Raw genomic sequence first — 13266 nt, 5'->3', positions numbered from 1 at the left:
CTTTTGTCTTCTCAAACGCCGGAACTCCCACCACTACTCGCGGATCTAGGTCTGACTGCGAACGAGATCCACGCCTACTTCGTCGAACACAAGACCGGCTTGACCATCGGTATGGTCATGATGGCGTTCGCCGCCCCGTTCTACGTGCCGTGGAGTGTGGCGATATCCCGCGTCATCGGCCGGATGGAAAGCCCGGTGGGCGGGCTGGCGAATATCCAGCTGATCGGTGGCGTCCTGACCGGTGTGGTGACCTTGGTGCCCGCCACCATCTGGCTCACTGCCGCCATCCGCGTCGAACAGTACTCACCTGAGATCGTGCAGCTCTTCTACCATTTCGGCTGGATGTTCTTCGACGTCACCTATGTGTGTTCGGTACTGCAATGCGTCGCCATCGGAATTGCGATCCTGTGCGATCGCCGGACGCAGCCGCTGCTGCCGAAGTGGTTCGCCTGGTGTACCTTTCTCACCGCCGCCTGTTACGTTCCGCTGAGCCTGATGCCGTTCTTCCGGACCGGTCCGGTCGCCTGGAACGGGATCGTCAGCTTCTGGGTGGTGTTCGTGGAGTTCTTCGTTTTCACGGCATTGGCGACATTCCTGTGCTGGCACGCGCTCAAGCGTCTTGAATCCGAAGACCTCCGTGATCTGGCGGCCCGATGACGGCCGTCGATACCCTGCCTTCCCCGGCGCGCCATAAGGCCCCCCGACGGATGCCCGGAATCGATGGGTTCTGGGTATTCATCGGTGGCGACATGGCGATCTTCACGCTCATGTTCCTGGCGTTCGCCGTCGCCCGCCGCGACGATGTCGCCGGATTCGACGCCGCGCGCGCCACTTTGGATGTCGATCGCGGTGGCATCAACACCCTCGTGTTGCTGACGAGTTCGGTGTGTGTGGCGTATGCACTCACACGCCTGCGCGAGGGTCGTACCGACGTCGCGGCCACATGGACGGCGTTCGGAGTGCTCGGTGGTCTGGCCTTCGTAGCGCTCAAGGGAGCCGAATACGTCACCGGATTCCAGGACGATCACACGCCCGCCGCGGGCACGTTCTATGTCTACTACCTGACGATCACGGGTATTCACCTGCTTCACGTCATCGCCGGATGTATCTTGCTCGGCATCTTAGGGTTTCGTCTGCGCGGGTCACTCCCGCCGGGTACCGCGGGTTTCGAGACGGCGGCCTGCTATTGGCATCTGGTCGATTTCCTGTGGCTGCTCATCTTCCCGCTCATCTATCTGATCAGGTGACGACAATGACCCAGACCGCACAGAACACAAGCGTGCAGAGCCTGTTCCGGAACCGGCCCATAGTCGTGACCTGGGGCTTGCTGCTCGCGGCGACCGTGCTGACGACATGGATCCTCACCATGGACTCGATCGACTACCGGTGGGCGATGATCGCGATGCTGGCGGTCGCCGCGTGGAAGATCCGGCTGGTGATGACCGACTTCATGGAACTGCGCGACGCACCGCTCGCCGGCCGCCTCGTGTTCGAAGGCTGGGCGGTCGCACTTCCGGTGGTGCTGGCCGTCCTGCTCTGGCACTGACCATCGGATGTGGAATCCGGGCCGGGGATGTCGGTATGCGGGCGGACGGCGAGTACCAACTTACCGAACATAGATTTGAAAATTGCTAGACATCGGCGCTGGCGTGCCCTATGCTGAGAGCCGCATCACACCTGGTGGCGGGACTGCCAGGGGTTCTGGCCATAAGTTGACTTACGCTTGTCGGCGAGTACAGACCGCAAGGGGCTCATCACGGCCGGCGGCCCTTCGATTCTATTTTGAATCGAAGTTATATTCTAATCGGAGGATGGACACATGGGATTCAGGGACTCGACCGAGGTGGTCAAGTACATCGGCGGCATCTTCGAGACGGCGTTCGAGGACGCCGAGATCGGACCCAAACTGGTCGCCAGCGGCCTGGTCTTCGCGTTCGACTTCACCGATCCGGGAGCGATCGTGGTCGTCGACGCGGTGAACAAGAAGGTCTATGACGCCTTCGAGGGGAACCCCGAACCGATGGCGACGATGAAGATGCCCGCCGACACCGGTAACGCCTATTGGCAGGGCAAGGTGAATCTCCCGCTGGCGATGGCCAAGAAGAAGATCGCCGTTGAGGGCAACGTGGCGAGCCTGCTGAAGCTGGCCCCGCTCGGCAAGAAGCTGTTCCCGGTCTACATCAACAACCTCAAAGCCGACGGCCGCGACGACCTCGTGGTCTGAACCCGGACCGACCGCACCCGAGGTAGTGGCCCGATCGGGCTTCGACCTCACCCCACACCGACGATCGATCGACCGCACTCACCACCGACCCGAGGAGAACGAACGAGATGTTTCCAGGAGTACACGCCGCCGCGAATCCGGATCGCCCCGCGATCATCATGGCGGGCAGTGGCCAAGTCACCACCTACGGAGAACTGGAGGATCGTTCAGCGGCACTCGCCGGGGCACTCCATGATCGGGGTCTGCGCAAGGGCGATGTGATCGCGGTCCTGAGCGACAATTCCGCCGAGGTCCTGGAGATCTACTGGGCCGCAATCCGTTCGGGCCTGTACATCACCGCGGTCAACTGGCGTCTGCAGCCGGCTGAAGTGGCCTATATCGTCGCCGACAGTGATGCCAAGGTGCTGTTCGCCTCCGCCAAGCTGGCCGATCTCGCCGGGGAGGTTGCCGCCGAACTGGCCGATTCCGCGCCGGCTTACGTCGCATTCGGGGGAGCTGTCGACGGCTACGGTTCCTACGACGAGTTGCTCTCCGCCACAACGCGACTCGACGACAAGCCGCGTGGATCGGACATGCTGTACTCCTCCGGCACCACCGGACGGCCCAAGGGCATCAAGCCGGCGCTGCTGCCGATCCAGGTCGATCAGCCGGGCGATCCGATCACCGGCCTGATTCAGCATGTGTTCAAGGCCGGCGAATCCGACGTCTACCTGTCACCCGCTCCGATGTACCACGCGGCGCCCCTGAAATGGAGCGGAGCCATTCACGCACTCGGCGGCACGGTGGTGGTGATGGAGAAGTTCGACGCCGAGGAACTGCTCGTGGCGGTCGAGAAGTACAAGGTCACCATCGCCCAGTTCGTCCCGACGATGTTCGTGCGGCTGCTGCAGCTTCCGGAGGAAGTGCGTGCCCGCTACGACGTGTCGTCGCTGCGTCTTGCTGTGCACGCCGCCGCGCCATGCCCGCCCGACGTCAAACAGGCGATGATCGACTGGCTGGGCCCGATCCTTTTCGAGTACTACAGCGCGACCGAACAGCACGGGATCACCATCATCTCCACCCCGGAATGGCTCGGCAAGCGTGGCTCGGTGGGCAAGTCGGTGCTCGGTCCGGTCCACATCTGCGACGACGAGGGAACGGTTCTCCCGGTCGGCGAGGTGGGGCAGGTCTTCTTCGAACGCGACAAGCGGATCTTCTCCTACCACAAGGATCCCGACAAGACGAAGGCCGCCGAACATCCCGATCACGAGAACTGGACCACGGTCGGCGATCTCGGCTATGTCGATGAGGACGGCTACGTGTTCCTCACCGACCGCAAGGCCTTCATGATCATCTCCGGCGGGGTCAACATCTACCCGCAGGAGGTCGAGAACGCACTCACCCTGCATCCGAAGATCTACGACGTCGCGGTGATCGGTGTTCCCGACCCGGAGTACGGACAGCAGGTCAAGGCGGTGGTGCAGCTGCGTGACGGGCATGAGCCCTCGGAGTCGCTCGCCGAGGAGATCATCGACTACGTGCGGTCCAAGATCGCGCATTTCAAAGCACCCAGATCGGTCGACTTCGTTGACGAACTGCCCCGGTCGGCGACCGGAAAGCTCGTCAAACGCGAGATCGAGAAGAAGTATCTGGCCGCCGCCAACTGACTGGAACAGGAAACATGTCTGAATTCACCGACAAGCGCTACGTCGTCACCGGGGCCGCATCCGGGATCGGCGCGGCCGTGGCCCAGCGCCTGCTCGCTGATGGCGCGCAGGTCTACACGCTCGACCGCAACGTGCCGCCGTTCGAATCCACCAAGCACATCGAGGTCGATCTGGCGAACCCGACGAGCATCGACGCCGCACTCGAACAACTCGACGGCAGTTTCGACGGGCTCCTGAATGTCGCCGGCATTCCCGGGACCGCACCGTCCGAGCTCGTCTTCGCGGTCAACTCCCTGGCGGTGCGTCATCTCGCCGAGGCGTTCTTCGAACTGCTCAATCCCGGGGGATCGATCACGGTCGTCAGCTCCACCGCGGGATTCGGCTGGCCGAACCGCCTGGAGGCGATCAGGGACCTGCTGGCCACCGACACGTTCGAGGAGGGGCTCGCATGGTTCAAGGAGAATCCGCAGGAGGGTAACACCTACAACTTCTCCAAAGAGGTCACCACCGTCTACGTCCAGTCGATGGGGCTGGCGTTGTCGCAGATGGGATTCCGGATCAACGCCGTGCTGCCCGGGCCGGTCGAGACGCCGATCCTGGTCGATTTCGAGGAGTCGATGGGTAAAGACACCCTCGACGGTGTGAAGGACCTGCTGGGGCGGCACGCCACCCCGGACGACGTCGCCGACGCCTTGCTCTTTCTGGTCTCCGACGCGGCCCGATGGATCAACGGTCATGCCCTGGTCGTCGACGGCGGCATCACCGGAGCCGTGGTCACCGGCGTGGTCCCGGCGCCCGAGATCTGATCGACACACCTCAAGAACGGAACACACTTTCATGACCGCAGCAGTGCAGAACACCGCGGACGTCATCGTGGTCGGGGCCGGGCACAACGGCCTGGTCTCGGCCGCCTATCTCGCCCAGGCCGGACTCGACGTCCTCGTGGTCGAGGCCTCGCCGACCATCGGCGGAATGACCTCGACCAATCCGTTCGAGCCGGAGGCTCCCGGATACACCATCAACGAGGCATCGATGCAGGCCTCGCTGTTCCGGACCACGACCATCGACAAGGACCTCGGGCTGTCGTCGAAATTCGGTCTGCGTCAGACGGTCATCGATCCCGCGCACGTCCAGCTGAATTACGACGGCACGTCGCTGGCGCTGTGGCGTGACCCCAAACGGACCGCCGACGAGCTGCGGTACTTCTCGCCGTCCGACGCCGAGGCGCTGCTCGACCTGTACCGGGTGATCGACGCCGCGGTGGAGATCGGGCTGCCGCTGATGCAGACCAGTCCGGTCTCCCCGGACATCAAGGCGGTCCTCAAGGCGGCCAAGGGTATGGCCAAGAACCGCAAGGAACTCGCCGCGATCGGCCGGTGGATGGCCTCGTCACAGGCCGAGGCCATCGAGGACAGCTTCGAAAGCGACGCCATCCGTGCACCCTTGACGATCGCGCTGCCGTTCATGCCGTTTGACGCCGACCTGTCGGGCTGGTCGCTGATCTACCTCGGCGTGCTCAGCAAATATGGCGTGTCGATGTTCCACGGCGGCACCGGGGCGTTCCCGGCGGCGCTGGCCAAGAGCATCATCTCCCATCAGGGCCGGATCCGGACTTCGGCGCCAGTGGAGTCGCTGGTGCTCACCAACGGCCGGGTGAGCGGTGTGCAGTTGCAGGGTGGTGAGGAGTTGTATGCCCGCCGCGCGGTGCTGACGGCGTGCAGCCCGAAGACCACACTGACCCGGTTGCTTCCCGAGGGGACTCTGCCCCGGGTTCTGCAGAACAAGGCGGACAAGATTCCGACGCGCCGCCGCGGCATCGCCGACTACAAGCTCAACATCGCGCTCAGTGGCAAGATCACGATGGAAAAGCATGAGAAGTGGCGCGGCGACGGCATTGATCTGCGGTTGGGCTGCAATAGCTTCAACACCTATCAGGAGAGCCTGGACGCGGCCAAGGCCAGTATCAGAGGCGAAGTGCCCGAACATATTCCGGGGCTCGGCCACGCGACCACGGCTTTCGACAAGGGATTTGCCCCCGACGGCTGTGACATCTTCTGGTTCTGGGCGGGTATCACTCCCTCGGATCCGCGAGTGGGCTGGGACGAGGCCAAGAAGCAGATCACCGAGCGGGTGATCAAGGACGCCTCGCACTACTACCAGGGAATCGAATCCCTGGAAGTGGCCCGCCGCGACCTCGCGCTGCCCGACATCGAGGAACGCTTCTGGGCGATCGACGGCAGCGTCTACCATGTCGATCCGGTCATCTCGCGTTTCGGTCCGCTCAAGCCGGCCGAGAAGTTCGCGGGTTACCACACTCCGGTTCCGGGTCTCTACCTCACCGGCGCGGGTACCCATCCGGTGGCCGGAATCTCCGGAATGCCCGGCCAGAACGCGGCAAGGGTCATGCTCAAGGACTTCCGCAAGCAGGACAACGGAAGCCTGACCGAGCGGGTGAAGGCCGCGGCGGCCACCGACAGTATTCTCGGCGCCCGCTTCGACAGGGCGAATTCCGCGAAGTAGCCGATGCGCCGCGATGGGCGTGCTACGGTCCTGCGTGACTGTGAGCGCGCCCATCGGCGGATCATCAGTTTTGAATTGAATCTCAATTATAAAATGTCTCAGGGCGCCGCCTCGGCCGTAGCTCCGGGAAGAAATCGGAGAGGGAGGAATGCAAGGTCTCAACCCCGTCGACGCACGGCTGGAGGCGATGGCAGCCCAAGCCGCCCTGGACGCGCCGGCACCGTTGTTCGGCGGCACCGGCCCGGCCGTGGACCGTGCACTGGCGGGCATCGCCAAGTGGGTGACCACCGTGCCCCGCAACTCGCTGGCGACCATCGGCCGCGCCGCTCAACTCGCGGTGCAGGTGATCTGGTACGCGATCACCGGAATCGCGCGAATGCGCATCCCCGTCGTGGAAACCCTTGAGCAGGCATGGTTTCTGCTGACGGTCACGGCGCTGCCGGCGGTGCTCATCGCCCTGCCGGTCGGCACCGAGATCTCCATTCAGGTGGGGGCCGTGGTGAACCAGGTCGGCGCCAAATCCCTGGCCGGTGCGGCCAGCGGCATCGGCGTCATCTCGCAGGGAGCGCCGATCGCGGCGGGCCTGCTGATGGGCGGTGCGGCAGCCTCGGCGATCGCGGCCGATCTCGGCGCCCGGTCCATCCGTGAGGAGATAGACGCGATGCGGGTGATGGGCGTCAACCCTGTGCAGCGCCTGGTGCTGCCGCGACTGCTCGCGATCATCCTCATCGCGCCCATCCTCTGCGTGGTCATCGTGGCTTCCGCTGTGGCAGCGGGATTTTCGCTGGCCGTCTCCATCAACGGCGTCATCCCGGGCAGCTTCTGGCAATCCTTCGGCGCCTTCGCCACGACCACCGACTTCTACTTCGCGATTCTCAAGACCACGCTGTTCGGGATGGAGGTCGTCATCATCGCGAGCCTGCGTGGTCTGGAGGCCAAGGGCGGACCGCGAGGTGTGGCCGACGCGGTGAACGCATCCGTGGTCCTCGGATTCATCGCGGTGTTCGTGACCAATCTCTTGACCACCCAGATTCAATCGATGTTCTTCCCGAGTGCGGTGGGCTGATCCCATGACACATCCGAGTACACATACGGCAGATCACGCGGTAACCCGGGTCAGCCGGTGGTTGTCGACCAGTGTCTTCGCCATGGGCGAGGGCATCGGCCGCTGGATTCTGTTCACCGTCCAGACGATCGTGCATCTGCCGTACACCGTGCGGCACTATCGCAAGCAGACCACCAAGACGATGAACAGCATGGCCTGGGGCCGCGGCTCGATCATCGTCGACGGTGGCGTCATCCCGCTCCTGGTCATCCTCGGTGTCGCGATCGGTGTGGCCGTGGCGATCGAGGCGTACAACACGCTCAATCTCATCGGTTTCGGCCCGCTCACCGGCGTGATCGGGGCCTTCCTCAATATCCGTGAGATGGGCCCGATCATGACCGGCATCGGATTCGCCGCCCAGGTCGGCTGCCGGATGACCGCCGAGATCGGCTCGATGCGGATCGCCGAAGAGATCGACGCCACCGAAACCCTTGGTATCCGGTCCATTCCGTTCGTCGTCGGGACCCGTCTGGTCGGCGGCATGCTGTGCGTCATTCCGGGCTACCTGCTGAGTCTGGCCATCGGCTTCCTGACGGCCAGCACCTTCGTCAAACATGTGCAGGGCGCTCCGCCGGGCACCTACGACCATTACTTCAGTCAGTTCCTTGATCCGGTCGAGGTCTTCTACTCGCTGGTCAAGGCAGTCACATTCTGTGCGGTCATCACGATCATTCATTGCTACTACGGATTCTTCGCCTCGGGCGGCCCCGAAGGGGTGGGCCGGGCCTGTGGCCGCGCGATCCGGGCAAGTCTGGTCATGACCATCGTCATGAATCTCGTGATGACGATCCTGCTGTGGGGTCTGCATCCGGATCTGGTCTTCAAGGGGTAATCGATGGTCTCAGGATTTCTGGTCGGGTCCGAACACTCCCGGCGTGCGACGATGCGCCGGACGGGGTTGATCGGTGTGGTGGTGGCGGTGCTCGTGGGCCTGTTGTTCGCCGTCGTCATTCCCGCGCTCACGCCGAGGGACAAAGACCTGATGACGGTGTACGTCAACACCTCGGCGGTGGGATCGGGCGTCGGCCATGGCACCGACGTGATGCTGCGCGGTGCAGCCGTCGGCAAGGTCAGTGACCTCAAGGTCAACGAGGACGGCAGCGCCCGAATCACCATGGAATTGCGCAAGCACCTGGTCGATGGAATGGGCAAGGATTTCGGTCTCGACTTCCGGCCCAAGAACTACTTCGGTATCACCGGTATCACCATCACCGATCCGGGAACACGTGAAGCGGGACTGCTCGCCGACGGAACCCGGGTGGAGCGGCGTGACGCCGCGGACTACTCGATGGCGACGATGCTCGAACGTGGCTCCGATGTCGCCAACGGTGTGCTGGTGGACGACACGGTGAAGGTGATTCAGCGAATGCTCGCCTACAGCAAGGCATTCGAACCGCTCATGCACACCGGCGTGGTGTTCGCCGATGTGGTCGCCAGGACGCAGCGGCAGATGCCGGCCTATCTGCTGGACCGGTACAACGACATCGTCACCGCCCTGCCGCCGTTTGCCGACGGTGCACTGTCGGGACTGACGGCGTTCTACGACAGCGATATCCGGCTCTCGGGCGATACGGTGCAGAACAATTTCACCGATACATTGCAGGCCATCTCGGACAACTTCTTTTCCATGGTCGGCAGGCTGCTCAAATCGAACCAGGCCAATCTGTTGCCCTGGGTGAACATCATCAAGGAGGTCGGTACGGTGCTGCCGGCGATCGGGGAGGGAACGGTGACCACCACGACGGTGCGTGACCTGGTGACCAGGCTCAACGGGGCGTTCGAACCACGCAGTGACGGGGGCCGCAATCTCAAGATCAATCTGGCGATCGAGAAGCTGCCGGTGTTCGACGGTCCTGTTGTCGGACTGCCGTTGAAAGCGGGACCCAGATGAGCGGACAACTGATGCGCGGGCATCTGGCGGGAGCCTCCCGCGTCATCCGGCCGCTGTGGAAACTTGTCGCAGCGGCACTGGCAGCACTCATTCTGTACTTCGTCATCGCAAACGGAATCACCGCGCCGTACAGCGGCTCGACGAGGCAGTACACCGCGGACTTCGCCGACGCCTCCGGCCTACGGCCCAACGCGGACGTTCGTATCCGCGGAGTCAAGGTCGGCAAGGTCACCGGCGTCGAATTGCAGCAATCGGGCGACAATTCGGCGGTGGCGAAAGTCGGGTTCACCGTGAACGACGACCATTCGCTCACCGCCGAATCGAAGGCGGCGGTGCGGTACGCGAACCTCTCGGGCGTCAGGTATCTCGATGTCACCGGCGCCGACGGGAATGGGCCGTCAGTGCGGCACCTGTCCACCGAGAACACCGTGTCTTCCTTCGATGTCACCGAATTGTTCAACGGTCTTCAGCCCGTTCTACAGACGCTGAGCCCTGAGGAGATCAATGATTTCTCCAACAATGCGCTGACGGTCCTGCAAGGCGATGGAAGTGGTCTGGCGCCGCTGCTCAAGAGCATCGATGAGCTGAGCCGGTACACCGCGAACCGGGAGAAGACCATCGTGACGCTCGTCCGGAACATGTCGCGGATCTCCGACAGCCTCGGCGGCATGTCGCCGCAGATCCTGCAGTTCCTCAAGGAGATCGAAGTGCCGGTCGATTCAGTGCTGACCGTGCTCGACGAGTTCCGCAAGGCGGACAAGTACGGTCCGGCCCTGATGACGGTGCTCAACCAGATCATGGCGGCGATCGGGTTGCAGACCACGACCAACCTGGATCAGGAATTGGCCAAGGCCTTCCCGAATATCAACAACATGTGGAAGGCGATGGACCTGTTTCCGAGTGTGGTGGACAGCATGCAGTTGCCCGCGATCGCGCCGGCGAAGACGAATAAATGTTCCAAAGGAGAATTGCCTTTGCCAGAGCTCGGTCAGGTGCTGGTGAGCGGCAGCGGGGTGGTCGTATGTCGGGCATGAGAAAGTTCCGGGAACGTCTGGCCGAGAACGACCTGCTGGCCGGGGCGCTGGTGATGGCGGTGATCGCCATCGTCGTGGCGGGAGTGTCCTACTTCTACCTGTCGCCGCCCGGACGGCAGAGCGTCACGTTCACCACCCGCGACGCGGCCGCGGTCAGCGGTGGGGAAGACGTTCGTGTCGCCGGCATCTCGGTGGGCAAGGTCAGTTCGGTCGAGTTGCGGGACAAGGATGTCAAGGTGACCCTCGACCTGGACGACACGGTCCGGGTGGGCAACCGTACGCGGGTCAAGGTGCAACTGCTGACCGCAGTCGGCGGCTACTTCGTCGCACTGCAGCCGTCGGGGCCGGCGTCCGAGGACTCCGGGACGATCTCACCGGACCGGGTGACCGTGCCGTACACCGTCGCCGACATTCTTCAGGAACTGCCGAGGGTGACCGACAACGTCTCCGGTGAGCCGGTGGATCGGTCGATGATGCAGGTCGCCGACGGCGTCGGCAAGAACACGGCGGCCTTCCGCAACGCCATGGACGGTTTGCAGACCGTGGCTACGATCATGGACCGGCAGAAGGCTCAGGTCCAATCGATCCTCTCGATGGCGAGCCAATACACCGGCACCTTCAACAAGAGCCGTGACTTCGTGATGGAACTGGTGCGGAAGGTGAATATCGCTCTGTCGCAGTACTACACGTACCGCTACGGGTTCTCTGAAGCATTCAGGCAACTGGGCGGTGTCCTGGAGCGGCTCGGTGTGCTCGCGCAGTTCTACCTCAATCACGAATACGAATTCGACAATGGGGTAGTCGGCCTGCGGGCACTGGCCAAGAAACTCGAAACGTCGACTCAGTCCGTGATCGACCGGCTCGAACCGATGCGTGATCAGCTCATGCGGTTGGTGGGCGACGGAAAACACAAATCGAAGGATCAGTTCGTGATCGACGCGACGGCCATGTGCCTGCCGGTACCGGGAAGGACCTGCTGATGGCCGAGAAGTCAGGGACCGCCCGGAAAACCTGGATCTCCAAGAGGTCCTGGATCACGCTGGCCGCTCTCGTCGGCGTGATCGCCGTCGTGGCCTCGGCGTTCGCGGTGTCCGGGCGAGGCGATTCCTCGCAACGGACCGGATTCTGCGCGATGCTGCCCGACACAATCGGCCTGTACAAGGGAAACGCGGTGACGCGTATGGGCTACCAGGTCGGGAAGATCACCTCGATCAAGCCGTACCCGGACGGGACGCGAGTGCAGTTCAGCATTGATTCCAAGCGCTCGGTACCCGCCGACGTCAAAGCCGTGACGCGCTCCAAGTCGATCCTCGCCGACAGATCCCTGGAATTGGTCGGGGACTCCACCGGACCCCGGCTCGAGCCCGGAGACTGTATCTCGGTCCAGAACTCCTATACGCCCAGGAGCATCTCCGAGATCACCGGCTCGGCCGCCGATCTGATCGAGGCGATCGCACCCGACAACGACACCCGCGCGGTGGAAGGCACGATCAACGCACTCGCCCAGGCACTCGACGGCACCGGTCCGTCGCTGGCGAAGCTGATGAAAACCGCGGGCGCGGCGGCAAAGAACCCCGAAGCGACAGTTTCCGATATCGGTGCGATCATCCTCAACACCGCACCGTTGACCACCGATGTGCTCGATCAGTGGTCGGACGTCGCCTCGATCATCTCCAAACTGGCGCCGGCCACCCAGGTGGGCGCGGACGTCCTGTGGCCGGGTGCCGTGCACATGATCTACGGCATGCAGCCGGTATTGCTCATGATCTACAAGTTCGAGCCGCGCTATGGCAAGGAACTGTACGGTTTCATGGACATCGCACCACCTCACATTCACGTCGCAGCCACGCAGTCGGCCAAGATCAGCAAGGCGCTTGAGGCGCTGCCGGTCCTGGCCACGCAGGCAGCAGTGGTCTCGGAGAAGAACAAGGGTGCCGGCATCCGGATCACGGTGCCGCAGGTCAGGATCCAGACACCGGCGCCCAAGGCGTTCTGCCGTGGACTCAACACCGTGCGCGCCGGTTCATGCATCCCCGAACGGGGTTCGAGCAGGCTCGTGCGCATGAGCATCCTCGATTTGCTGGTGGCCGGAGGACGGCGATGATGATGCGACAGGGAAGAATCGGCCGGATCTGGGGCGTGCTGGTCGCAGCCGCCATGGTCGTCGGCTTCGGTGGTTGTTCACTCAATCCGTCGGAGATGGCGTCGTCGGTCCGCTCGTCCGGGAGCGGAAAGACGCTCAAGCTGCAGTTCGCCAACACGCTGAACATGCCCGAGGGTGCGGACGTGACACTCAACGGTCTGCGGGTCGGTTCGGTGAAGGACGTGGTCCTGCGCCGCGGATACGTGGACGTGACCGCCACTCTCGACGATGTGCGGATCTCGGCCGATGCGACGGCCTCGATCCGGCAGAGCACAGTGCTCGGCGACCCGTACGTGTCGATCCGGGCATCGGGCACCGGTCCGTCGTTGACAGGAGGCACCATCCCGCTGTCCGGAACGATTTCGCCACCGGCACTGGAAGATACGCTCGTCGTTCTCGCGAACTTCGTCAACGCGGGCAGCATCCAGGACATGCAGGAGGTGATCCGGTCCGTCAACGCCGCACTGCCCGAGATCAAACAGACCCAGCGAGTGGCCAACATCGCCGCCGTCGACCTCAAGAGCCTGGCCAAGGACACGACCCGGATCGACACCATGATCGAGGGTCTGGACAAGACGAGCAGGACGATCATTCCGCGGTTGCCGAAGATCGAGAAGATGTTCAATCCCGACGGCATGCATTACTGGGATCAGACCTAGATCCGCGAGTAGCGGTGGCGTATCGGATCTGACTGCGAATTTGC

At 63.2% G+C, this 13266-nt stretch carries 14 protein-coding genes; all 14 read left to right on the top strand.

Translation table 11 applies throughout. The features are described 5' to 3' along the window. Positions 1-657: hypothetical protein (locus Q0627_RS10735; RefSeq protein WP_298809670.1), on the top strand; the 657-nt coding region annotated here is incomplete at its 5' end. A gap of 50 nt (positions 658-707) precedes the next feature. Then, positions 708-1247, top strand: a complete 540-nt coding sequence (locus Q0627_RS10730) for a cytochrome c oxidase subunit 3 (RefSeq protein ID WP_291018177.1) — start codon at positions 708-710, stop codon at positions 1245-1247. A gap of 5 nt (positions 1248-1252) precedes the next feature. Further along, positions 1253-1546: a cytochrome C oxidase subunit IV family protein gene (locus tag Q0627_RS10725; protein ID WP_291018175.1), complete on the top strand. Its 294-nt coding sequence runs from the start codon at positions 1253-1255 to the stop codon at positions 1544-1546. Positions 1547-1819: 273 nt separating this feature from the next. After that, the gene (locus tag Q0627_RS10720; RefSeq protein WP_291018172.1) at positions 1820-2224 is read left to right on the top strand and encodes an SCP2 sterol-binding domain-containing protein; all 405 of its coding nucleotides are present in this window, start codon (positions 1820-1822) and stop codon (positions 2222-2224) included. A gap of 107 nt (positions 2225-2331) precedes the next feature. After that, a complete protein-coding gene (locus Q0627_RS10715; RefSeq protein ID WP_291018169.1) occupies positions 2332-3870 on the top strand; it encodes an acyl-CoA synthetase in 1539 nt (512 codons plus the stop codon). A gap of 14 nt (positions 3871-3884) precedes the next feature. Continuing rightward, positions 3885-4676, top strand: a complete 792-nt coding sequence (locus Q0627_RS10710; protein ID WP_291018166.1) for a coniferyl-alcohol dehydrogenase — start codon at positions 3885-3887, stop codon at positions 4674-4676. A 31-nt stretch (positions 4677-4707) separates the two neighbouring features. After that, a complete protein-coding gene (locus Q0627_RS10705) occupies positions 4708-6390 on the top strand; it encodes an NAD(P)/FAD-dependent oxidoreductase (protein ID WP_291018163.1) in 1683 nt (560 codons plus the stop codon). Between the two features lie 148 nt (positions 6391-6538). Next, positions 6539-7456 carry an ABC transporter permease gene (locus Q0627_RS10700; protein ID WP_298809660.1) on the top strand — a complete coding sequence of 306 codons (918 nt, stop codon included), beginning with the start codon at positions 6539-6541 and terminating at the stop codon, positions 7454-7456. Between the two features lie 82 nt (positions 7457-7538). Continuing rightward, positions 7539-8327 (top strand): ABC transporter permease, encoded by a 789-nt coding sequence (locus Q0627_RS10695; protein WP_291018157.1) that lies wholly within the window; start codon positions 7539-7541, stop codon positions 8325-8327. 3 nt (positions 8328-8330) lie between these two features. Then, a complete protein-coding gene (locus Q0627_RS10690; RefSeq protein WP_291018155.1) occupies positions 8331-9386 on the top strand; it encodes an MlaD family protein in 1056 nt (351 codons plus the stop codon). Continuing rightward, positions 9383-10420, top strand: a complete 1038-nt coding sequence (locus Q0627_RS10685) for an MlaD family protein (protein ID WP_291018153.1) — start codon at positions 9383-9385, stop codon at positions 10418-10420. The genes Q0627_RS10690 and Q0627_RS10685 overlap by 4 nt, the downstream gene beginning before the upstream one ends. Beyond that, the gene (locus Q0627_RS10680; protein WP_291018151.1) at positions 10417-11400 is read left to right on the top strand and encodes an MlaD family protein; all 984 of its coding nucleotides are present in this window, start codon (positions 10417-10419) and stop codon (positions 11398-11400) included. The genes Q0627_RS10685 and Q0627_RS10680 overlap by 4 nt, the downstream gene beginning before the upstream one ends. After that, positions 11400-12524, top strand: a complete 1125-nt coding sequence (locus Q0627_RS10675; RefSeq protein ID WP_291018149.1) for an MlaD family protein — start codon at positions 11400-11402, stop codon at positions 12522-12524. The genes Q0627_RS10680 and Q0627_RS10675 overlap by 1 nt, the downstream gene beginning before the upstream one ends. A gap of 2 nt (positions 12525-12526) precedes the next feature. Beyond that, positions 12527-13222, top strand: a complete 696-nt coding sequence (locus Q0627_RS10670) for an MlaD family protein (RefSeq protein WP_291018147.1) — start codon at positions 12527-12529, stop codon at positions 13220-13222. Positions 13223-13266: the final 44 nt, after the last annotated feature.

The organism is uncultured Gordonia sp. (assembly GCF_937858515.1).
GTDB lineage: Bacteria > Actinomycetota > Actinomycetes > Mycobacteriales > Mycobacteriaceae > Gordonia.
The sequence above is the reverse complement of the archived record's forward strand: the minus strand, read 5'-3'. Positions and strand labels throughout refer to the sequence as shown.